The following is a 20860-nucleotide window of genomic DNA, read 5'->3' on the forward strand; positions in this document are numbered from 1 at the left end:
TTGAGCATGGCTTCGATAGCGACCACCGCCGGAACCGAACCGGTCTTCCATCTGGAAGAAGAGCATGCGCACGCCGAAGGCAGCAGCACCATGCTCGGCTTCTGGCTCTATCTGATGAGCGACTGCCTGATCTTCGCGATGCTGTTCGCCGCCTATGGCGTGCTCGGCGCCAATTACGCGGCCGGGCCGGCGCCCAAGGATCTCTTCGATCTCAATCTGGTGGCGGTCAACACCGCCATGCTGCTCTTCTCCTCGATCACATACGGCTTTGCCATGCTGACCATGGACAAGGGCCGCGTGGCGTCGACGCAGGCCTGGCTCGCGGTGACCGGCCTGTTCGGCCTCGCGTTCCTGTCGATCGAGCTCTACGAATTCTCGCACATGATCCATGAAGGCGCGACACCGCAGCGCAGCGCCTTCCTGTCGTCCTTCTTCACCCTGGTCGGCACGCACGGCCTGCATGTCACCTTCGGTATCGTCTGGCTGGTGACGCTGATGGTGCAGGTCGCGCGGTTCGGCCTCATCGAGGCCAACCGCCGCCGGCTGATGTGCCTCTCGATGTTCTGGCACTTCCTCGACGTCGTCTGGATCGGCGTCTTCACCTTCGTCTATCTCTTGGGAATGTTGCGATGAGCGCTCATGATCATGCCGAGGACCACGGCCACGTCCATGGCGGAGCGGCACATGGGTCGTTCAAGGGTTATCTGACCGGCTTCGTCCTCTCGGTGATCCTGACCGCCATTCCGTTCTGGCTGGTCATGACCGGCTTCATCGACGACAAGCAGGTCACGGCCATCGTCATCATGGCCTTCGCGGTCGTGCAGATCGTCGTCCACATGGTTTTCTTCCTGCACATGAACACAGCCTCCGAAGGCGGATGGTCGATGCTGGCGCTGATCTTCACGCTGATCCTGGTCGTCATCGTGCTGACCGGCTCGCTCTGGGTGATGTATCACCTCAACGCCAACATGATGCCGGGGCTCCACGACATGCGCGAGATGCCATGAGCCCCATGCCGGGCGCGGGGAGGACCACTATCGAGGCGGTCGGGCAGGCCGACGCCGCCCGGCGCCCCGCGCGACAGGAGCGCGCCGGCAGGTCGCTCGCGTCGCGTATCCTCCTGGTGCTGCTTGGGGTCCTCGGCGTACTGGTGTTTGTCGGGCTCGGCATCTGGCAGTTGGAAAGGCGGGTCTGGAAGCTCGACCTGATCGCGCGCGTCGACCAGCGCATCCATGCGCCGGTTGTCGATGCGCCCGGCCCGGAGCGTTGGAACGGCATCACCGCGGCCGGTTACGAATACGGCCATGTGCGATTGGCCGGACGTTTTCAGGGGGGCGCCAACACGCTGGTGCAGGCGGTGACCGAGCTTGGTGGCGGCTATTGGGTGCTGACGCCGATGCTGACCGACCGTGGTTTCGTCGTGATGGTCAACCGTGGCTTCATCCCGCCGGAGCGCAAGGCGGAATTTGAGCGCGAGGGCGCAAGCTCGGCCGCGCCGGCCGTCATCGACGGTCTCTTGCGCATGAGCGAGCCCGGCGGCGGCTTCCTGCGCAGCAACGACGCCGCCGGCAATCGCTGGTATTCGCGAGACGTCGGTGCCATCGCGGCCGCGCGCGGCCTGACGGACGTTGCTCCCTATTTCGTCGATGCGGAAGCATCGGGCATCGATGGCTGGCCGCGCGGCGGGCTGACGGTCGTGACATTCCGCAACACGCACCTGGTCTATGCTTTGACCTGGTTCACGCTCGCTGCGATGCTCACTCTTGCCCTGGCCAGGCCGATGATCGGCCGCCGCCGGCGGCAAGGACCAGCACGATGAGCGTCCCCACGCAAACGCGGCACCACGACCTGCCCCTGGGCGCCGCATCCCTAGCCGGCAGGAACGGCGCGGTATCCAATCCCGACGCCACGAACAGGAAGAACCTGCTGCTGCTTATCCAGCTGCGTTGGCTCGCCGTGGCGGGCCAGGTGCTCACCATTCTGGCGACGGAATACTGGTTCGCCATCCCGCTTCCTCTGGCCGAGATGGCCGGCGTGGTGCTGTTCCTGGTCGGCCTGAACATCTTCAGCCTGCTGGTCCTGCGCGGTATCGGGCCGATCACCAACACCCAGCTCTTCGTCGCGCTCATCTTCGACATGGCGGCATTGACGACACAGCTTTACCTGAGCGGCGGCGCGTCCAATCCGTTCGTGTCGCTCTATCTCCTGCAGATTACGCTTGGCGCGGCGTTGCTGACGCCGCGGTCGACCTGGATCCTGGTGGCGGCGGCCTCGGCCTGCTTCGTCTTCCTCATCTTCCTGTTTCAACCGATCGCAATCCCGCATCATGGCGGCAGCGATCTCCTGTCCCTGCATATCAGGGGCATGTTCATCTGTTTCGTGCTGGCGGCCGGGTTGATCGTGATCTTCATGACGCGCATCAACCGCAATCTGCGCGAGCGCGACGCCTATCTCGCCGATCTGCGCCAGCGCTCCGCCGAAGAGGACCACATCGTGCGCATGGGTCTGCTGGCCTCCGGCGCCGCGCACGAACTCGGCACCCCGCTTGCCACCATATCCGTCATCATTTCCGACTGGCGCCAGATGCGCAGCCTTGCGCGCAACCGCGAACTGGCGGCCGATGTGGCCGAAATGCAGGCCCAGATCGAGCGTTGCAAGCGCATCGTGTCCGGCATCCTGATGTCTTCCGGACAGGCCAGGGGCGAGGGAACGATACGCACGACCATCCGCGGTTTCCTCGACGATCTGGTCGAGGAATGGCGCGTCAGCCGCCAGCCCTTCAGGCTGGAATACAGCAATGATTTCAATCCGGACGAGCAGATCGTATCCGACACGGCGCTGAAGCAGGTCATCTTCAACGTGTTCGACAATGCCCAGGAAGCCTCGCAGCATTGGGTCGGCGTCACCGCCGAGCGGCAGGGCGACAAGCTGGTGATCTCCGTACGCGACCGCGGGCCGGGTTTCGACGAGGGTATTCTGGCCGCGCTCGGACAGCCCTATATGTCGAGCAAGGGGCGGCCTGGCGGCGGTCTCGGTCTTTTCCTTGTTGTCAACGTGGTCCGTAAACTGGGAGGCGATTTTTCGGCGCGCAACATGGAGCAGGGCGCCTGTGTTACCCTTTCGCTGCCGCTCGCGGCGTTGACCGATGGAGATGACCATGAGGCCTGATCGATCGCTGTTTATCATCGAGGACGATGCGACCTTCGCCAAAACGCTGAAGCGCTCCTTCGAAAAGCGCGACTACGACGTCACGGTCTGTCACGACAGGGACGCCCTGCTCGGCGCCCTCCAAACAGCTGTTCCGGCCTACGCCGTCGTCGATCTCAAGCTCGGAGCCGGCGGCTCCGGCCTGGAGTGCGTCAAGCTGCTCAATGCTCGCGATGCTTCGACCAGGATCGTCGTGCTGACGGGGTTTGCCAGCATCGCCACGGCCGTCGAGGCGATCAAGCTCGGTGCCAGCCATTACCTGGCCAAGCCCGCCAACACCGACGACATCGAAGCCGCCTTCGGCCGTGGCGAGGGCGATGTCTCCGTGCCGCTTTCCAGCCGGCCCACCTCGATCAAGAACCTGGAATGGGAACGCATCCACGAAACGCTGGTCGAAACCGGCTTCAACATCTCCGAAACGGCGCGCCGGCTTGGCCTGCACCGGCGCACTTTGGCCCGCAAGCTGGAGAAGCGCGTGGTGCGATAGCGGGAAGCGCGGCGTCGGCGCATCACCGAAACCGGTCTGGACATTCCACCGCGCATTCACTGCTTCCTTGCGCGGCCTGGGATACTTATCTGTCAGGCAGATATCGAAACGGGTAAGTGATTTGGCGCAACGATCGGGCAGTGCGGATCTTCCCCTCCATGGCGGACGCGTGCCGAAATGGCTGGGCGACCGCATGACGCGCCTCGGCGCCGTCATGTGCGAGGCGATCATCCATCACTACGGCCGCAACGAATTGTTGCGGCGTCTGGCGCACCCGTTCTGGTTCCAGTCCTTCGGCGCGGTCATGGGCATGGATTGGCACTCGTCCGGCATCACCACCAGCGTCGTCGGCGCCTTGAAACGCGGCCTAACCCCATTGTCGGGCGAACTCGGCATTCATGTCTGCGGCGGCCGCGGCGCCCATTCGCGCAAGACCCCGCACGAGCTTGCCGCCATCGGCGAGCGCATCGGCTTCGACGGCGCGCGCCTGGCTACCGCCAGCCGGCTTGTCGCCAAGGTGGACAGCGCCGCCGTTCAGGACGGTTTCGACCTTTATCTGCATGGCTTCATCGTTACCGACGATGGCGACTGGGTGGTGGTTCAGCAAGGCATGAACGGCGACAGCAAGGTGGCGCGCCGCTACCACTGGCTGTCCGAAGGTCTGAAGAGTTTCGTCGACCAGCCGCACGTCGCCATTGAGGGCGCCAACCAGGGCGAGATCGTCAACCTGACCGACCGCCGCGCCGAAGCTTCGCGCCAGGGACAGCTCGACCTGCTCCAGGAACTCGGACCGGACCGCATCCTGCGGGAGTTCGCCGCTTTGGAGCCCGCCAGCGCAACGGCTCCGCAGCAGCCCATGTTGCCGCATCTGGTCATGCCGGCGCACCATGACGTTCGTGAAAGCGACGTCGTGATGCATCGTCTTCACGGCAACATGGCCGCCGCCGCCGAGCGGGGGCCTTCTGATTTTGCCGAACTTCTCCTGGTCCCCGGCGTGGGCGCCCGCACCGTGCGCGCATTGGCGCTGGTCGCCGAAGTGGTGCATGGCGCGCCATGCCGGTTTTCAGACCCGGGCCGTTTTTCGCTAGCGCATGGCGGCAAGGACAGGCATCCGTTCCCCGTTCCGCTCAAGGTCTATGACGAGACGATCGGCGTCCTGAAGTCCGCCGTGCAAAAGGCCAGGCTTGGCCGCGAAGAAGAAATCGGCGCCCTGAAGCGGCTCGACGACCAGTCGCGACAGGTCGAGCGTTATGTCACCGGACCCAGCCTGAAGGAAATCGTCGCCGGCGAATTCGACCAGTCGCATCTGCTAGGCGGGCGCAGCGTCTTCGGTTGGGAGCCGGCACCAGACGAAGTGACCGCCGGGCTGAACAAGAAGGCGTGAGAGGTCGACCTTGCGCCCGTGTCACGCGACGCGACGGTAACTGTAGCGGTCACGGATGAATTCATTGAAGAAGCCGCCCTTCGAGGGAGCTTTCATGAAGGCGGCATAGGTTGTCGGGGAGACATCCGTATAGTCATAACGACGGCCACTCGGCACGAACCAGACGGAGAGGGTTCTGGTCGAGGGATCGTAGTGTGTGTTTCGGATCGCGGTCGATGGCATGTGGCACCTGCGGCTCAGTCAGATAAATCCGCAGGGCACTGTCCGGTTCCCCAACGTCAGTCGCCCGGCGCTATCTGTCGCGTGGATTGCCCAGTTTCGGATCCCGCTTCCTCGAATATCGGTCAATGCGGGGCAGTTTGTCATCGAATTCAACCCAGGGCAGCCTGAGGTCCCAATAGGCGTGTGCCTGTGGTTTTAGCCCCTCAGGTTTGTCGAAGAACCCGATTGTCAGATAGAGCTCGTTCGGCAGGCCCTCGTCGCTGTAGCCTATCGAACTGCCACAGTCGGGGCAGAACGTCCGCACAACGCCCGGCGTCCTGGAAAATGCCTTTGGCGTTCCCTTCAGAAGGTTGAATTGGGTCGGCCGGTATCCGACCCAGACGGTGAGCGGACCACCGATCGCCTTGCGGCAATCATCATCGTGATCGTAGCATATCCAGAACGGCTCGCCGTCCATGGTGGCGGCAATCGTTCCGCAAAAGCAGGCCCCAGTCTCGACACGCGGCATCTTGCTCTCCCAGGCTCGAGCGTTTGCAGCGACGTCGATGGCGCCGCCGCATCCTAAACCGTCATTGCCGCTTAGGCGTTCCGTCGAGCCGAAAGCCAACGGGCGCCGTTCATCGTGTTGCCTTGTGGTCCGGCCTTCACCATCTAAACGCAATGTCGCCGTTCAAATCGAAAACAGCCAGCCGTGGTCCGGCGCCTCAGTACGATCTCTTCGGTGCCGCCCAGGATTTGCCGGAGGGTTTCGCCTACCAGCCCGAACTGATCCGGCCGCAGGAGGAAGTCAAACTCGTCAGGCATCTCGAAGGGTTGCCCTTCAAGGCCTTTGACTTCCATGGCCATCTGGCGAACCGACGCGTCGTCGGTTTTGGCCTTCGCTACGATTACGACCGACGCGAAGTCGTCGAGGCACCACCGATACCTGACTTTCTGTTGCCCTTGCGCGAGAAGGTTGCCGCCTTTGCGCGCCAGCCTGCCAAGGCCTTCGCGCAGATACTGATCAATGAATACCGGCCCGGCGCCGGTATCGGTTGGCATCGCGACAAGCCGCATTTCGAGGACGTTGCCGGCGTTTCGTTGCTGGCGCCCTGCGATTTTCGCCTTCGACGCAAGAAAGCGGCCGGATGGGAGCGCCGGACCATCACCGTCGAGCCGAGATCGGTCTATCTCATGACGGGGTCCGCGCGAACGGAATGGGAGCACAGCATTCCACCGCTTGCCGAGCATCGCTATTCGATTACCTTGCGCACGTTGCGAACTCAAAGTCCCTGAACGTCACGCCGCAGACTTGCCCCATCACATGATGCCGAAAGTCCTGTAGGCCTCCACCGCACTCATGCCGTCGCGGATCGCCTTGGCAACGAGCTTCTCGCCGCGAACCTTTTCAAGCGCCAGCCGCACCACTTCCTCCTCGGCCTGTCGTGGAATGACAAGCATCCCTTCCTTGTCGCCGAACAGCAGCGTTCCCGGCTCGATGCGCACGCCGCCGATTTCGAGCGCACAACGATAGTCGACCACCTTGCCGCGCACGCCTTGATCCTGTGCGTAGTAACCGGTGCAGAAACAGGGAAATCCCAGCGCCTTGATGCCGTCAGTGTCGCGGGCGAAGCCATCGACCAGCGCGCCATGCGCGCCGAGGATTTTCGCCCGCGTCGACATCAGCTCGCCCCACAGGGCGTAGCGGGGCGAGGCGCCGCTGGCGACGTAGATCTCGCCCGGCTTCAAATCGTCCAGCGCCTCGAACATCAGCCCGAACGGCTTGGTCATCAGCGGATTGTGGGTTGGCGCGCTGGACGGGAAGATGTCGGTCTCGAGCACCGGCATAGCGCGGCCGAGCAGCCGCGTCGTGTCGTCGACCGGCTTGAACACGGGCGGCAGGAACTGATGCTGCAGCCCTATCGTGTCCATCACGTCGCCAACCACGGCGACGAAGAGTTCGGTCTCGAACAAGCGATACATTTCGGTGTCGTCACCGTAGAGACGGGTCGATCCTGTCATCAGGCTTGCCTCCGATTGTCACTCGATTGGGCGCTGCGCGAAGGCCCGAGTGCGTCCGCGTTCTGGACGAGCGCGCGCATATAGCCCAGCGCGAAAGCCTTGCCGGCATGCCAGGGCGCGTCGCACGACATTTCCGGCGTATGATCGGGGATCATCACGCCTTGATAATTTTCGTCGCGCAGGATGCGCACGATCTCGGCCATGTCGATATCGCCATCGTCGACGAAGGTCTCGTGATATCTGGGCACCTTGCCGCGCACGTTGCGGAAGTGGATGTAGCCGATGCGGCCGCGTTGGGCGAAGCGCCTGACATGGGCGTAGATATCGTCTGTCCGCGGCATCTCCTGAAGCGAGCCGAGGCAGAGTTCCAGTCCGTTGGACGGCGAGTCGACGATGTCCATAAGCCGATCATATTTTTCCGGCCGGTTGACCAGACGCGCTGCCCCGCGCAATGCCTCGGCCGGCGGATCGTCGGGATGCGCCGCCAGCACCACGCCGGCCTCTTCGGCCACGGGCACGATCTCGCGCAGAAAAACCTCCAGCCGCTGCCAAAGCTCGGCGCTGCCGACCTGCACCGGCGCTGCGTCGGGCCGTCCGGCGCGATAGCGCATGTTCCAGACGACACCGTCGGGGAGAGGCAGATCGGCATCGATGGCCGAGAGGTCGAGCCCCACCGACATCGCTTCGCCACGCGCGAACGGGCCGCGCGACCAACCCCAGACCCCGGCAATCGAGAAGTTGTAGCCGATGCAAGGTATGCCGGCGCGCCCGGCGTCGCGGACAAGGCGTTTCAGCCCCTCGATCTGGTTTGTCCTGTCAGGGCCGCCAAGCAGCACATCGGACCAGAAGCGGGGCGAGAAATTCTCGATAGCGGCGATCTCCAGACCATTGTCACGTACGGTCTTCACCAGGCCGGCGAAATCCTCGTGGCTCCAGAGCGTGTCGTCGGAGCAATTGCCCCAACCCTCGGCTTCGCTTCCGGCGGACAGGGAAGGGTCGCGGCCACGAAAATAATTGGTGAGATGGGCCACGACATGGGTCGCGCCGGCTTGCCGGGCGAAGCGGAAATTGTCCGGCGTGAGCGACTCCCGATAGAGCCCAAGACCGATCTTCATGGCCTTACTTCACACCGATGCCGGCGGTCAGGCCGCCGTCGATTTTGTAGTCCGCGCCTGTACAAAATCCGGCCTTGGACGAGCACAGGAATGCGATGAGTTCTGCGACTTCCTCCGGTTCGCCGATACGGCCAAGGGGATGCGCCGCGCCGAAACGCCTGTAGGCCTCTTCGACATCGGCATCGCTGCCATCATCGCCGCGCGCGGCCTTTTCGAGGATCGGCGTGCGGATTGAACCGGGACTCACCGAATTCACCCTGATGCCCGAGGCTGCGTAGTCGAGCGCCAGCGACCGCGTCAGCGTATGGATGGCGCCCTTGGTCGTGGCATAGGCGGCGACGTTCTGCTGGCAGGCGAAGCCTTGCACCGAGGCGACGTTGACGATGGCGCCGCCGCCGCGCTTGATCATTTCGGGGATGCCGAAATGCGCGGTGAGGTAGATCGAGCCGACATTGACAGTCATGGCCCGGCTCCAGGTTTCCCAGTCGGTCGTCGTCGCCGTTCCATAGGGATGCACCGCCGCCGAATTGACGATCACGTCGATGCCGCCGAATTTCGCGACGCCGGCCGCGATCGCCTCGCGCACCCCGTCGGCAACGGAAACATCCACCGTCTGTATCAGTGCGCTGGCTCCGGCCCTGAGGAGATCGGCCTGCATGGCGGCGTTGGCCGCCTTGTCGATGCCGCAGGCGACGATCGCCGCACCGCCTTCGGCCAGGCGCTTCGCGGTGGCGAGCGCGATGCCGGTCGTGCCGGTGACCAGCGCAACCTTGTTCTCAAAATCAAGCATGGGGCAAATCCTTGGGAGATGTTTTGTCCGCCGACGGCACCGTCGGCGTGGTTCGGGCATTTTCGAGGTCGTCGGGAACGAAGCGCAGGCCGAAATCGAGGTGCCGGCTCATCAAATAGCTGTAGGCGATGCGGTCGCGGGCGCGCAGCGCCGCGATGATCTCGCAATGGGCGTGGCGTGTTTCACTCAGCACCGGTCGGATGGACTTGCCGACCGTCATGATGTGGAGAATGACCGGCGACAGGAACTGGTAGGTCTGCACCAGCATGCGGTTGCCGGCGAGCTTCATCAGCGCCAGGTGGAAGTCGAAATCCCGCTGCGCCGCTTCCTGGACATCCCTGGCGGTCTCGATCAGGCCGTTGACCTCGTCCAGGGCGTCGAGTTCGGCGGTGCTGGTGTTGAGAATGATGTGGTCGCCGATGCTGACTTCGATGATGCGGCGAAATCCCTGTATGTCGTGAAAGGACGTCTTCGATATGTCCATCTGCGCGGCGAAAAAATTCTGGATCGCGATATCATGCCGATCGGCCAGCACCGCGCCGACACGCGGCTTGGGGTCGATCAGGCCATAGGTGCGGATGGTCCGCAGCGCTTCCCGGATCGTGTTGCGGCTCGCGCCGAACAATTCGCCGAGCTCCCGCTCCGTGGGCAGGACGTCACCGACGGACAGGGCCCGATTGCGGATGAGGTCGAGGATCTGCCGCACGGTCTGGTCGACGGCCGAGCTGCTGATTCCCGCTTCTTCAGACACTTCCGCCGGCTCGTGGCTTGCCTGTTCCAACAGCTGATCCTTTTATATTTGTTGGACCAGATTAGAGTTTCGTCATGCGAAAATCAACGATGCATAGCGAAAAAGGTTGTGTTGACAGGGTAGTGGTCCGACAATATGGTCGCCGCAAAACGATGAGGAGACTTCATGGAACAGTGTTGGCGCTGGTACGGTCCCGATGATCCGGTGACGCTCGAACATGTCAAACAGGCTGGCGCCACCGGCGTGGTTTCGGCGCTCCACCAGATCTATGACGGCAGGGCCTGGCCCGAGGCCGACGTGCTCGAGCGCAAGCGCATCATCGAGGCGGCCGGGCTGACCTGGTCTGTCGTCGAGAGCATTCCGGTCCACAATTCCTTCAAGATCGGCGCTCCGGAGCGCGAGCGCTATGCCGGCTATTATCGAGACAGCATCCGCGCGCTCGCCAAAGCCGGCATCCGGACGATCTGCTACAACTTCATGCCGGTCGTGGACTGGACGCGCACCGATCTGGCCTACCGGCTGCCGACGACCGGTTATGCCTTGCGCTTCGACGCTATCGACTTTGCCGCTTATGATCTCTTTGTCCTGCAGCGCAGGAATGGCGCGGCAAGCTATACGCCCGCGCGTATTGCCGAGGCCGAGAAGCGGCTGAAGGAACTGAGCGCCGAGAAGATCGACCAGATCGAGCGTAATCTGATCGCCGGCCTGCCGGCGACGGAGCGCAGCTATAACAGGGACAGCTTTCGCGAGGCTCTGGCGGAATATGATGCAATCGGCCCCAGGGAGCTGCGCGATAATCTCGCCTGGTTCCTGCGCGAGATCATCCCGGCGGCCGAGGAGGCGGGGGTGCGCATGTGCATCCACCCTGACGATCCGCCCTTCTCGCTCTACGGTCTGCCGCGCGTCGTTTCGACCGCGCAGGATGCGCGTTTCATCCTGAGCGCCGTCGACAGCCCCGCCAACGGCCTGACCTTCTGCACCGGTTCCTACGGCACACGCGCCGACAACGACATTGTCGCCATGGTCAAGGAATTCGCCGACCGCATCCATTTCGTCCATCTGCGCAACATCACCATCGAGGACGACGGCTCGTTCTATGAGGCCGAGCATCTCGAGGGTGGTACCGACATGGCCCATGTCATCCTCGCTTTGATGCAGGAGGAGGCGCGCCGCCGCAAGGAAGGCCGCGCCGACTGGCAAATACCGATGCGGCCGGATCACGGACATCTGCTGGCCGACGACATCGGCAAGAAAAAGATCAACCCCGGCTATTCGCTTATTGGCCGGTTGAAGGGCCTGGCCGAGCTGCGCGGCATCATGCGTGCGGTGGAGCGGTTCGGCTTGGCCTGAGGCAATCGGAGGGCAAGCCGCCGTTTGCATATGTAAAAGTTACTTGTCTATGTGAAAATACCTGTTACTAGTCGGCGGGCCGGGCTGAGATGTCCGGCTCCAGGGAGGAATTGCCTGAAATGACAAGGCTGCGCGGTCTTGCGTGGGATCATCGACGTTGCTGGGGTCCGCTCGACGCCAGCGTGGTGCCGTATTGCGCAGCCAATCCCGGCCTCGAAATCGAGTGGGACCGACGCAGCCTCTATGAATTCGGCGAGGGCGCGCTCGGCCCGGTGCTCGGCACCTACGATCTGGTCGTGTTCGACCATCCCTTCATAGGCGACATCGCTCGGGATGAACTGATGGTGCCGTTCGACGCCTATCTCTCGGCCGAGCAGATACGCTTCTTCGAACAGGATTCAGTCGGCGCGTCCTGGCACTCCTACGAAAGGAAGGGGCGCCAGTGGGCATTGCCGATCGATGCCGCCTGCCATGTCGCTTCCTATCGCCCCGACCTGTTGGAGCGCTACGGGCCGGTGCCGCGCACGCATGACGAGGTGCTGGAACTCGGCCGGCTTGCGCGCAGGGACGGCAAATGGCTCGGCCTGCCTTCGGTGCCGACGGACGCCATGTGCATGCTTTTGACGCTTGGCCGTCCTCAGGAGGATGGCGAGCAGTTCATCGTCGTGGAAAGGGTCGAACAGGCCATCGCGCAATTGAGGGAACTTGCCGCGCTGTCGCATCCGAATTCATCGAAATGGAATCCGATCCGCTGCTACGACCACATGGTCGCGCATGACGACGTGGTCTATGTGCCTTTCGCCTTCGGCTATGTGAACTACGCCTCCAGGATCGAACTGCCATATCTGCGCTTCGCTGACGTGCCCACTCCAGGCTCCACCGGCGCCTTGCTCGGTGGTGCCGGCATCGGCGTCAGCGCCCAGTCGAAGCACCGCCAGGCGGCGATCGACTACGCACTGTTCCTATGCTCGCCGCAGTATCAGCGCGGCGAGTATGTAAGGGCGGGCGGACAACCGGGATCGCTGGCGGCCTGGAAAGACGCCGGGGTCAACGATTCCTCCGGCGATTTCTTCTCCTCGACGCTGCGCACCATCGCCTCGTCCTATCTGCGTCCCACGCATCCGGGCTTCATCGCCTTCTTCCGCGAATGCGCGCCGCACGCCGCTGCGGCAATCGCCGGTGAGGTATCGGCAGCCGAACTCGCCGATCACGTCAATCGCCTCTACCGCCAAACCAGGCAACCGGAACGGAGCATTGCGTGATGGCTGCCAGTGTTGCCGAGACGCTCGACGACGGTGAAAACGGCCGCAACGGCTATCGCGTGCCGGCGGTGGACAAGGCGCTCGACGTGCTGGAGTTCATGGCCGCCAGCGCCGAGACGCTGACCCAGACCGAGATCGCAACCGGAATGGGCCGCTCCATCCACGAAATCTACCGCATCCTGCTTCTGCTGGAGAAGCGCGGCTACATCTTCCGCACCCAGTCGGACCGCTTCCGCCTGTCGCTGAAATTGTTTGAGCTGGCGCATATGCATCCGCCGGTAAACCGGCTGGTCGAATGCGCGTTGCCGGTGATGCGTGAACTGACCGCCAATGCCGACCAGAGCTGTCACCTGGTGGTGCGCGAAGGCCAGAATGCGCTGGTGGTGCTGCAGATCGATTCACCGTTGCCGATGCGCTACTCGGTGGCGCTCGGGTCACATTTCCCGATCCTCGAAACCAGTTCGGGCGCCGTGCTGCTTGCCCATTCAAACCCCGCCGAGCGCGACCGCATCGTCGAGCGCATCGTGGCTGCGGGCGAGGGCCAGGGCACTCGCCCGGAAATCGAGGCGCGCCTGAGCGAGGTCGCCAGGCTCGGCTACGAGATGCGCGCCTCGCTGGCTGTCGAGGCCTGCACCAACATCTCCATGCCGGTGCGCGATCATACCGGCGCCGTCATCGCCGCTCTCACCGTGCCCTTGCTGCCGCAGAAAGCGGCGCGGTTCGACCGCGAAACCGTCTTCGAACGCACCCGGGCGGCGGCCGAAAAAATATCCGCGGCACTCGGCCGGGGTGAAGCCACCAACGCCTTACGTGCCGACCCGGAACGGCGGGACTACCCGTTCAGCGACTAACAAAAGCGATAAATCTGGGAGAAGAAAATGCTCTGGTCCAAGTCAATCCTGTTCGCGTCAGCCGCCATGCTGGCGCTCGGTGCCGCCGCCCATGCCGAGAACATGCCCAAGCGCATCGGCTACGTCACCAACTACGCCACCCATGAGTGGTATCAGAACGTCATCAAGGGCATGAAGGCTCACGGCAAGGAACTCGGCATCGAGGTCGAGGTGCAGGATGCCAATCTCGATATCGCCAAGCAGGTCGCGGCCGCCGAGGACTTCATCGCCAAGGGCGTCGACGTGCTGATCATCACGCCGGTGAACGAGGAAGGCGTGGTGCCGCTATTGCGCCAGGCCAAGGCCGCCAACGTCCCGGTGGTGCTTGAAGGCAACCCGGTCAAGGGCATGACCACGATGGTCGCTATCTGCGACTACGACACCGGCTACATGTCAGGCGTCGAAGCCGGCAAATACGCCAAGGAGAAACTGGGCGGCGTCGCCAAGGTGATGAATGTCGGCCTGCCGCTGCTGTCGGCGACCGTGCTGCGCTCGCATGGTTTCATGGACGGGCTCAAGACCATCATCCCCGATGCGGTCATGGTCCATGACCTCGACGGCGGCGGCAATCCCGACCGTGCGCTCGAAGTCTCTTCGGCCGCACTTGCCAAGAATGCCGACATCAACATCATCTACGGCATCAACGACTCGTCCTCGCTTGGCGGCCTGCAAGCCTGGAAGGCGGCGGGCAAGTCGCAGGACGGCCTGTTGACGGTTGGCACCGGCGGTGAGGGCCTCGCCTTCATCAACGCGATGCAGAACGAGCCGTCCTACCGTATCGAGGCCGCGATGTTCCCGGAAAAGGAAGGGTTCACCGCCATCGACGCGGCGGTCAAGCTCTTCAACAACGAGGAAGTGCCCGAGCATATCGTCAGCCCGACCGCGCCGATGAACGGCGACGACTGGAAGAAGTACTACGACTATGACGGCACCACACGCACCATCAAATGGGATGCCGTCAACGCGCTGCAGCCGCCGGCGAAGTGCATGAAGACCTCCGCCGACCTGAAGCAATAACGCCTGACGGCACTGCCCTTCCCGTGACGCGGGAAGGGCAGTGCCAGTGGTCTGGAATGGACTGAAATGAGCGAGCTTACACACGCCTCCGCGCCGAAGCGCTTTATCGGCGGCCAGCTGCTGGGCAGCAGCCAGCTCGTGCTGGGCGTCATCCTGGCGGTGCTGTGCATCGCCATCTCGATCGCGGCGCCACAGTTCTATTCGGAGGCCAACATCATCGCCATTTTGCGTCAGTGCGCGCTGGTGCTGATCGTCGCCTCGGGCATGACCATGCTCATCATCACCGCCGAGGTCGACCTGTCGGTCGGCGCTTCGCTCGCCTTTGTCGGATGCATCGGCATGGCGGTGCTGAATTCCACCCACAGCCTCGCGCTCGGCATGCTGGCGGCGCTCGCCTTTGCCGGCGGGGTCGGTCTGTTCAACGGCCTGGTCGTCACCAGGCTCAGGGTGAACTCGTTGATCGCCACCATCGGTACGATGATGATGCTGCAGGGCGGCGTCTATCTGTTCACGCGCGAGGCGGTGCAGAACCACAATCAGCTCGCGAGCTTCACCGATCTCGGCGCCGGCTATGCCGGTCCTGTACCGGTTCCGGTTATCCTGGCGGCGCTGATCTTCGTGGTCGCCTATGTGACGCTGCGCTTCACCACGCTTGGCCGCTACCTCTATGCGGTCGGCGCCAACGAAAAGGCGGTGCGCCTGTCGGGCATACGCTCGGAGCGCCTCAAGCTGTTCGCCTTCATCGTCACCGGCCTGTGCGTCGGCGTTGCCGGCATGATTCTGTCGTCGCTGATGAATGCCGGCCAGCCGACCGCCGGCCGCGGCTTCGAACTGACCGTCATCGCCGCCGTCATCCTCGGCGGCACCAGCCTGCTCGGTGGGCGCGGCTCGCTGTTCGGCACCTTGCTCGGCGTGCTGGTGCTGAAGGTGATCGACAACGGCATCATCATCCTCGGCTGGAACCAGGACCTGCAGATGGTGGTGCCCGGCATCGTCATCATTCTGGCGACCTATCTCGACATCATCCGGAACAGAGCCAATGTCCGTTGATTTCCTGCATCCCGGCGAAGGCGCCGCCGTCGACAAGGACGTGCCGGCGCTGGAACTGCGCGGCATCGACAAGCGCTTCCCCGGCGTGGTGGCGCTCGACAATGTCGACTTCACGCTGGAGCCTGGCAAGATCCATGCGCTGATGGGCGAGAACGGCGCCGGCAAGTCGACGCTGATCAAGATCATGGCCGGCGTCTATGGCAAGGATGCCGGCACCATCCGCATGCGCGGACGCGAGGTCGACATCAAGTCGCCGCGCGACAGCCTGAAACAGGGCATCAAGGTCGTCTTTCAGGAAATCGCCTTGATCTCCGAATTCACCGTTGCCGAGAACATCTTCCTGGAGGGCTATCCGACCGGCAAAACGGGCTCGATCGACTGGAAGAAAATCCGCGCCGAGTCGGCCGCTTTGTTCAATCGTATAGGCTTCAACGTCGATCCGGCGGCGCGCACGGGATCGTTGCCTGTCAGCCAACAGCAGATGGTCGAGATCGCCCGCGCGCTCGCCCATGAAGCCCGTGTCGTGGTGATGGACGAGCCGACCTCCTCGCTGACGCCGAACGAGGTGTCGTTGCTGTTCACCGTCATCCGCCGGCTGGCCAACCTCGGCATCGCGGTGGTCTATGTCAGCCACAAGCTCGACGAAGTGTTCGAGATCGCCGATACGGTCACCGTGCTTCGCGACGGCCGCCACATATCGACGAAACCGATCGGCGAACACACCAACGACACGCTGATCCAGGACATGATCGGCCGCCGCATCGACAACCTGTTTCCCCGCCAGCGCGGCGCCGCGGGCAGCAAAATCGCCTTGTCGGTGGACAGGCTCAGCACAGCCAAGAAGTTGAGCGAGGTGTCCTTCGAGGCACGCGCCGGCGAGGTGCTGGGCTTCTTCGGCCTGATGGGCGCGGGGCGCACCGAACTCGCCAAGGCGATCGTCGGCTACGACCCGATCACCGCGGGCACGATCAGCGTCGACGGCCAGCGCCTCGCACCGCACGATACGCGCACCGGCGTCAGGCTCGGCATCGGCCTGCTCACCGAGGATCGCAAGAGCGAAGGGCTGATGGGCGAACTGCCCGTCTACCAGAATGCCAGCCTGGCTTCGCTGGGCGCCTTCGCGCGCCTGGGGTTCGTCGACAAGGCGAAAGAGCACAAGGCCGTGCAGGACTATGTCGACCGCTTCCGCATCAAGACGCCCAGCCTGTTCCAGCAGGTGAAGAACCTGTCGGGCGGCAACCAGCAGAAAGTGCTGATCTCGCGCTGGCTGATGCGCGGCCTCAAGGTAATCGTCGTCGACGAGCCGACGCGCGGCATCGACGTCGGCGCCAAGTCTGAAATCTTCGCATTGATCGACCGCCTCGCCGGCGAAGGCCTGGCGGTCGTGATGATGACGTCCGAGATGCCGGAACTGCTCGGCCTCGCCGACCGGATCGCGGTGATGTGCGAGGGCCGTTTGACCGCGATCATGACGCGCGACGAAGCCACGCAGGAAAAGATCCTCAATGCGGCGATCGGATGAGACCATGAGCCTTGCCAATATTGCGTCCGCAAAAGCCCAGCCCTCCTTGCTGGCGCGGCTCTTTGCCAGGCAGGAGCTGGCATTGTTCGTCTGCCTCGTCCTGGTGCTGGTCTTCTTCTCCGTCACGGTCGAGAATTTCTTCTCCGTGCGCAACATGACCAACGTGCTCGGCCAGGCCTCGCTAGCGCTCACCGCCGGCATAGGCTGCGCCATCGTCTTCATTTCCGGTGAGGTCGACATCTCGATCGGATCGCTGCTGGCGACCATCGCGCTGCCGCTCATCATCATCATGAACGACACCAATTCGCTGCTGCTCGGCGTCGGCGGTGCGTTGTTGTTCGGCCTGATCATCGGTGTGGTGAACGGCTATCTCACCGCCTATGCCGGCATAAACTCGCTGATCGTGACACTGGGCACGATGTTCATCATGCGTGGCGGCGTCTATCTCTACACCGGCCAGCGCGCGATTCCCGATAACACCAGCCTCGACAGCTTCATCGCGCTGTCGGATGGCCGGCTCTTCAACGTCATCCCCTATTCGGCGGTCATCGCGATCGTCCTGCTCGCCGCCTTCGGTTACATGATGCAGCACCGTCCGTTCGGCCGGCAGATCTATGCCGTGGGCGGCAACCAGGAAGTGGCGCGTCTGGCCGGCTACGACGTGCGTCGCGTCAAGTTCATCTGCTTCATCATCAGCGCACTGCTGGCGACGGTTGCCGGTATTATCCTCGCCGCGCGCGTCGGCTCGGCACAGCATACGGCAGGGCTCAATTTCGAATTCCAGGTCGTCGCCGCGACGGTGCTCGGCGGGGTCAGCCTCGCCGGCGGCATAGGCAGCCTGACCGGCATGGCCCTCGGCGTCCTGATCCTGCAATTCCTGTCCAACGGCCTGCGCGGACTTGGCCTGCCGACGGAATGGCAACTTGTCATCACCGGCATGATCATCATCGCCGCCGTCGCCTTCGACGAGGCGAAACGCCGGCGCGCGAACGGAGGCTGACATGGCTCGTCTTGAAGGCAAAACCGCCGTCATCACCGGTGCGGCCGACGGTATCGGCCATACGATCGCACAGGCGATGGCGCGCGAAGGGGCGCACGTGTTCCTGGGCGATATCGCCGACAAGGCCGGTGAGGATTTCGCGGCGGCACTTCGGGCCGCCGGTCATCAGGCCGACTACCTGCATTGCGATGTCTCGCTCGAGGCCGACATATCAGGTTTGATCGACAGCGCCGTCAGCAAGACGGGGCGGCTCGACATCCTGGTCAACAATGCCGCCATCGCCATTGGCGGCATGCCGGTGCACGAAATGACCGACGAGCAATGGCACCGGCTGATCGCGGTCAACCTGACCAGCGTGTTTCGCGGCTGCAAATACGCGCTGCCGCACATGATCGCGCAAAAATCCGGCTCGATCATCAACATGGCCTCGGCGCAGGGCCATATCGGCCTCGACGGCTGGACAGCCTATGCCGGCGCCAAGGGCGCGGTGATGTCGATGACACGCCAGATGGCGGTCGAGTTCGGACCGATGAACATCCGCGTCAATTCGATCTCGCCCGGCACCATCAACACGCCGATGAACGACAAGCTGATCAGGGAGATCGGCGGCAACCTCGCCAAGGCCTGGGTCAAGATGCATCCGCTCGGCCGCATCGGTGAACCGTCCGAGGTCGCCGAGGCCGCCGTCTATCTCGCCTCCGATGCCGCCGGTTTCACCACCGGCACAGACCTGCGTGTCGATGGCGGGCTGACGGCCGCGCCACGCTACGTTCCCGACCTGCTTTGAAACGATGAAACGAGACCTGAAATGAACAAGGCCCTCGAAGGCGTCCGTATCCTCGATTTCAGCCATCTGCTGCAGGGGCCGTTCGCCACGCAACTGCTGGGCGACATGGGCGCCGATGTCATCAAGATCGAGCGCGCCGGCGCCGGCGACATGTTTCGTGGCATGACCTTTTTCGCCAAATGGGTCGGCGGTTCCGAGAGCCCGAATTTCCTTGCCTGGAACCGCAACAAGCGCTCGATCGCGCTCAACCTGAAAAGCCGCAAGGTACACGCCATCATCATGGAGATGGCCAAGAGCGCCGATGTCGTCGTGCAGAATTTTCGCCCCGGCGTGCTGGCCAAGCTCGGCTATGGCTATGACGACTTCAAGGCCGTCAATTCGCGCATCATCTACTGCTCGGGGTCGGGCTATGGCGAGGAAGGGCCCTATGTCGAGCGCCCCGGCCAGGACATGCTGATCCAGGGTCTCGCCGGCCTGATCGCCAACACCGGTCGCGGTGACCAGGCGCCGGTTCCAGCGGGTGCGGGCCTTGCCGACCAGATCGGCGCCATGAACATGGTCTACGGCATCCTGTCGGCGCTCTATTATCGCGAGAAGACCGGCAAGGGCCAGAAGATCGAGGTCAATCTGCTCGCCGGACTCTTGGCGCACCTCAACCAGGAATATGTCGCCGTGCTCAATCTCGGCGAGGACTTCGTGCGGCCGAATTCCGGTATCGGCCATCCCGGCATGCAGGCGCCGTTCGGCATCTACGAGACAAAGGACGGCGGCTACGTGTCGATCGCCATGAGCCCGTTCAAGACGCTGTACGAGGTTCTGCAGGCGCCGGGGCTTGCCGTCTACGACGACCTCAAGACCTTGTTCGACAAGCGTGACGAGGTGTTCGAAAGGGTCAATGCCGAGACGAAAAAGTTCGGCACGCATGACCTGCTGGGGCGATTGCTTGCCGCCGACATCTGGTGCGCCGAGGTGAAGGATATCAGGCGTGCGGCGGAAGATCCGCAGGTCACGCATATGGGCATGATCACCAGCTACGATCACCCGCGCGGCGGCAAGGTGCGGGTGGTGGCGCCAGCGGTCAGGATGAGCGAGACGCCGGCGACCATCGAACGGCCCGCGCCGCTGGTCGGCCAGCATGGCCGCGAGATCCTGGCCGAGTTCGGCCTGTCGAAGGAAGAGATCGCGGCCCTCGAAGCGTCGGGCGACATGACCGTGGACGCAGCCTGATCATGCGCGCCTACCAGACGCTCACCGTAGAAACCACCGGCCGCGTCGCGGTCGTCACCTTCCGCCGCGCCGACCAGCTCAATGCCATGAACCGGCTGATGCAAGGCGAGATCACGGAGGCCTTCGAGGCGCTGTCGCACGACGAAGGCATCGGTGCGATCGTGGTGACAGGCGAGGGGCGCGGTTTCATGGCCGGCGCCGACATCAAGGAATATGCCGCGCAGACCGGTCCGGAGTTCGACACGTTCCAGGCCGCCGGGACGCGCATGTACGCGGCGATCGAGAACAACCGCAAGCCGGTGATCGCGGCGGTCAACGGCTTTGCCCTGGGCGGCGGCATGGAACTGGTTTTGTGCTGCGACATCGTCATCGCCAACCAGTTCGCCAAGCTCGGCCTGCCGGAGATCAAACTCGGGCTGATCCCGGGCGGCGGAGGCACGCAGCGCAGTGTCGCCAAGCTCGGCCGCAACCGCGCCAATTTCCTGCTGATGACCGGCGCCATCGTATCGGCCTCGGAATTCGTCCATGCCGGCCTGGTCAACGAGATCGTCGATGTCGACAGGCTGATGCCGCGCGCCCTGGAACTGGCCGGCATGATCGCCGCCGAACCAGCCGCTGCGATCGAAAGCCTGAAGACGCTGACGGCGCATGCCGTGTCGGGCGACCTGGCGGCCGGCCTGGCCATGGAACGCGACTTGCTCGGTCACCTCTACCGCGGTGCGATCGGCCAACGGCGGATCAGGGAGTTCGCCGAACGGAGCACCAGCAAGACGAACAAGGTGGGGTCGTGAACATCGG

The 20860-nt window shown here is 63.5% G+C and carries 23 protein-coding genes; 17 read left to right on the forward strand and 6 right to left on the reverse strand.

Going from position 1 to position 20860, the window contains the following annotated elements; genetic code table 11:
• The 6 genes from cyoC (at position 1) to FJ967_RS04345 (ending at position 5078) form a co-directional block, all read left to right on the forward strand.
• A complete protein-coding gene (cyoC, locus tag FJ967_RS04320) occupies positions 1-633 on the forward strand; it encodes a cytochrome o ubiquinol oxidase subunit III (protein WP_140730463.1) in 633 nt (210 codons plus the stop codon).
• The gene (gene cyoD, locus FJ967_RS04325) at positions 630-1007 is read left to right on the forward strand and encodes a cytochrome o ubiquinol oxidase subunit IV (protein WP_140730464.1); all 378 of its coding nucleotides are present in this window, start codon (positions 630-632) and stop codon (positions 1005-1007) included. Before cyoC ends, cyoD begins: the two co-directional genes overlap by 4 nt.
• On the forward strand, positions 1004-1819 hold the full coding sequence (locus FJ967_RS04330) for an SURF1 family protein (protein ID WP_140730465.1): 816 nt from the start codon (positions 1004-1006) through the stop codon (positions 1817-1819). The genes cyoD and FJ967_RS04330 overlap by 4 nt, the downstream gene beginning before the upstream one ends.
• A complete protein-coding gene (locus FJ967_RS04335) occupies positions 1816-3168 on the forward strand; it encodes an ATP-binding protein (RefSeq protein ID WP_140730466.1) in 1353 nt (450 codons plus the stop codon). Before FJ967_RS04330 ends, FJ967_RS04335 begins: the two co-directional genes overlap by 4 nt.
• Entirely contained in the window at positions 3158-3694 is a 537-nt protein-coding gene (locus FJ967_RS04340) for a response regulator transcription factor (protein ID WP_210243553.1), read from the forward strand. Before FJ967_RS04335 ends, FJ967_RS04340 begins: the two co-directional genes overlap by 11 nt.
• Before the next feature lie 121 nt (positions 3695-3815).
• Positions 3816-5078, forward strand: coding sequence for a DUF763 domain-containing protein (locus FJ967_RS04345; RefSeq protein WP_140730468.1), 1263 nt, complete (start codon positions 3816-3818; stop codon positions 5076-5078).
• A 21-nt stretch (positions 5079-5099) separates the two neighbouring features.
• Here the strand turns inward: FJ967_RS04345 and FJ967_RS04350 are convergent, their stop codons facing one another.
• Both FJ967_RS04350 and FJ967_RS04355 read right to left on the reverse strand, forming a co-directional pair.
• Positions 5100-5300 (reverse strand): KTSC domain-containing protein, encoded by a 201-nt coding sequence (locus FJ967_RS04350; RefSeq protein ID WP_140730469.1) that lies wholly within the window; start codon positions 5298-5300, stop codon positions 5100-5102.
• Between the two features lie 70 nt (positions 5301-5370).
• Entirely contained in the window at positions 5371-5808 is a 438-nt protein-coding gene (locus FJ967_RS04355) for a GFA family protein (protein WP_140730470.1), read from the reverse strand.
• A gap of 152 nt (positions 5809-5960) precedes the next feature.
• On the opposite strand from FJ967_RS04355, the gene FJ967_RS04360 reads away from it, so the two are divergent.
• Positions 5961-6575, forward strand: a complete 615-nt coding sequence (locus FJ967_RS04360; RefSeq protein WP_140730471.1) for an alpha-ketoglutarate-dependent dioxygenase AlkB — start codon at positions 5961-5963, stop codon at positions 6573-6575.
• 24 nt (positions 6576-6599) lie between these two features.
• On the opposite strand, the gene FJ967_RS04365 is transcribed toward FJ967_RS04360, so the two are convergent.
• From FJ967_RS04365 to FJ967_RS04380, 4 genes are read right to left on the reverse strand one after another with little or no spacing between them, the layout of a single operon-like run.
• Complete coding sequence (locus FJ967_RS04365; RefSeq protein ID WP_140730472.1) at positions 6600-7301, reverse strand: RraA family protein; 702 nt, start codon at positions 7299-7301, stop codon at positions 6600-6602.
• Positions 7301-8416, reverse strand: a complete 1116-nt coding sequence (locus tag FJ967_RS04370) for a mannonate dehydratase (RefSeq protein ID WP_140730473.1) — start codon at positions 8414-8416, stop codon at positions 7301-7303. The genes FJ967_RS04365 and FJ967_RS04370 overlap by 1 nt, the downstream gene beginning before the upstream one ends.
• A gap of 4 nt (positions 8417-8420) precedes the next feature.
• A complete protein-coding gene (locus tag FJ967_RS04375) occupies positions 8421-9206 on the reverse strand; it encodes an SDR family oxidoreductase (RefSeq protein WP_140730474.1) in 786 nt (261 codons plus the stop codon).
• Positions 9199-9987, reverse strand: a complete 789-nt coding sequence (locus FJ967_RS04380; protein ID WP_246675166.1) for a FadR/GntR family transcriptional regulator — start codon at positions 9985-9987, stop codon at positions 9199-9201. The genes FJ967_RS04375 and FJ967_RS04380 overlap by 8 nt, the downstream gene beginning before the upstream one ends.
• A 135-nt stretch (positions 9988-10122) precedes the next feature.
• On the opposite strand from FJ967_RS04380, the gene uxuA reads away from it, so the two are divergent.
• The 10 genes from uxuA (at position 10123) to FJ967_RS04430 (ending at position 20853) form a co-directional block, all read left to right on the forward strand.
• Complete coding sequence (gene uxuA, locus FJ967_RS04385; protein ID WP_140730475.1) at positions 10123-11307, forward strand: mannonate dehydratase; 1185 nt, start codon at positions 10123-10125, stop codon at positions 11305-11307.
• A gap of 119 nt (positions 11308-11426) precedes the next feature.
• Complete coding sequence (locus tag FJ967_RS04390; protein ID WP_140730476.1) at positions 11427-12569, forward strand: extracellular solute-binding protein; 1143 nt, start codon at positions 11427-11429, stop codon at positions 12567-12569.
• Entirely contained in the window at positions 12569-13420 is an 852-nt protein-coding gene (locus FJ967_RS04395; protein WP_140730477.1) for an IclR family transcriptional regulator, read from the forward strand. Before FJ967_RS04390 ends, FJ967_RS04395 begins: the two co-directional genes overlap by 1 nt.
• Positions 13421-13447: 27 nt before the next feature.
• Positions 13448-14476 (forward strand): sugar ABC transporter substrate-binding protein, encoded by a 1029-nt coding sequence (locus FJ967_RS04400; RefSeq protein WP_140730478.1) that lies wholly within the window; start codon positions 13448-13450, stop codon positions 14474-14476.
• A 66-nt stretch (positions 14477-14542) separates the two neighbouring features.
• Positions 14543-15526, forward strand: coding sequence for an ABC transporter permease (locus FJ967_RS04405; protein WP_140730479.1), 984 nt, complete (start codon positions 14543-14545; stop codon positions 15524-15526).
• Positions 15516-17048, forward strand: coding sequence for a sugar ABC transporter ATP-binding protein (locus FJ967_RS04410; protein ID WP_140730480.1), 1533 nt, complete (start codon positions 15516-15518; stop codon positions 17046-17048). The genes FJ967_RS04405 and FJ967_RS04410 overlap by 11 nt, the downstream gene beginning before the upstream one ends.
• 4 nt (positions 17049-17052) lie before the next feature.
• Positions 17053-18048, forward strand: coding sequence for an ABC transporter permease (locus tag FJ967_RS04415; RefSeq protein WP_140730481.1), 996 nt, complete (start codon positions 17053-17055; stop codon positions 18046-18048).
• A 1-nt stretch (position 18049) separates the two neighbouring features.
• The gene (locus FJ967_RS04420) at positions 18050-18835 is read left to right on the forward strand and encodes an SDR family oxidoreductase (protein ID WP_140730482.1); all 786 of its coding nucleotides are present in this window, start codon (positions 18050-18052) and stop codon (positions 18833-18835) included.
• A gap of 21 nt (positions 18836-18856) precedes the next feature.
• Positions 18857-20062, forward strand: coding sequence for a CaiB/BaiF CoA-transferase family protein (locus tag FJ967_RS04425; RefSeq protein ID WP_140730483.1), 1206 nt, complete (start codon positions 18857-18859; stop codon positions 20060-20062).
• A 2-nt stretch (positions 20063-20064) separates the two neighbouring features.
• A complete protein-coding gene (locus FJ967_RS04430; RefSeq protein ID WP_140730484.1) occupies positions 20065-20853 on the forward strand; it encodes an enoyl-CoA hydratase/isomerase family protein in 789 nt (262 codons plus the stop codon).
• The last annotated feature ends 7 nt before the right edge of the window (positions 20854-20860 follow it).

Origin of the sequence: Mesorhizobium sp. B2-3-4, from assembly GCF_006442315.1 — a bacterium.
Classification (GTDB): domain Bacteria; phylum Pseudomonadota; class Alphaproteobacteria; order Rhizobiales; family Rhizobiaceae; genus Mesorhizobium.

Coding starts and splice junctions, on each gene's coding strand:
- FJ967_RS04370 (WP_140730473.1), bottom strand. CDS start 8,416: ATGAAGATCGGTCTTGGGCTCTATCGGGAGTCGCTCACGCCGGACAAT.
- FJ967_RS04330 (WP_140730465.1), top strand. CDS start 1,004: ATGAGCCCCATGCCGGGCGCGGGGAGGACCACTATCGAGGCGGTCGGG.
- FJ967_RS04425 (WP_140730483.1), top strand. CDS start 18,857: ATGAACAAGGCCCTCGAAGGCGTCCGTATCCTCGATTTCAGCCATCTG.
- FJ967_RS04360 (WP_140730471.1), top strand. CDS start 5,961: ATGTCGCCGTTCAAATCGAAAACAGCCAGCCGTGGTCCGGCGCCTCAG.
- FJ967_RS04355 (WP_140730470.1), bottom strand. CDS start 5,808: ATGCCGCGTGTCGAGACTGGGGCCTGCTTTTGCGGAACGATTGCCGCC.
- FJ967_RS04405 (WP_140730479.1), top strand. CDS start 14,543: ATGAGCGAGCTTACACACGCCTCCGCGCCGAAGCGCTTTATCGGCGGC.
- FJ967_RS04365 (WP_140730472.1), bottom strand. CDS start 7,301: ATGACAGGATCGACCCGTCTCTACGGTGACGACACCGAAATGTATCGC.
- FJ967_RS04395 (WP_140730477.1), top strand. CDS start 12,569: ATGGCTGCCAGTGTTGCCGAGACGCTCGACGACGGTGAAAACGGCCGC.
- FJ967_RS04335 (WP_140730466.1), top strand. CDS start 1,816: ATGAGCGTCCCCACGCAAACGCGGCACCACGACCTGCCCCTGGGCGCC.
- FJ967_RS04430 (WP_140730484.1), top strand. CDS start 20,065: ATGCGCGCCTACCAGACGCTCACCGTAGAAACCACCGGCCGCGTCGCG.
- FJ967_RS04415 (WP_140730481.1), top strand. CDS start 17,053: ATGAGCCTTGCCAATATTGCGTCCGCAAAAGCCCAGCCCTCCTTGCTG.
- FJ967_RS04375 (WP_140730474.1), bottom strand. CDS start 9,206: ATGCTTGATTTTGAGAACAAGGTTGCGCTGGTCACCGGCACGACCGGC.
- FJ967_RS04400 (WP_140730478.1), top strand. CDS start 13,448: ATGCTCTGGTCCAAGTCAATCCTGTTCGCGTCAGCCGCCATGCTGGCG.
- FJ967_RS04390 (WP_140730476.1), top strand. CDS start 11,427: ATGACAAGGCTGCGCGGTCTTGCGTGGGATCATCGACGTTGCTGGGGT.
- uxuA (WP_140730475.1), top strand. CDS start 10,123: ATGGAACAGTGTTGGCGCTGGTACGGTCCCGATGATCCGGTGACGCTC.
- FJ967_RS04410 (WP_140730480.1), top strand. CDS start 15,516: ATGTCCGTTGATTTCCTGCATCCCGGCGAAGGCGCCGCCGTCGACAAG.
- cyoD (WP_140730464.1), top strand. CDS start 630: ATGAGCGCTCATGATCATGCCGAGGACCACGGCCACGTCCATGGCGGA.
- FJ967_RS04340 (WP_210243553.1), top strand. CDS start 3,158: ATGAGGCCTGATCGATCGCTGTTTATCATCGAGGACGATGCGACCTTC.
- FJ967_RS04350 (WP_140730469.1), bottom strand. CDS start 5,300: ATGCCATCGACCGCGATCCGAAACACACACTACGATCCCTCGACCAGA.
- FJ967_RS04420 (WP_140730482.1), top strand. CDS start 18,050: ATGGCTCGTCTTGAAGGCAAAACCGCCGTCATCACCGGTGCGGCCGAC.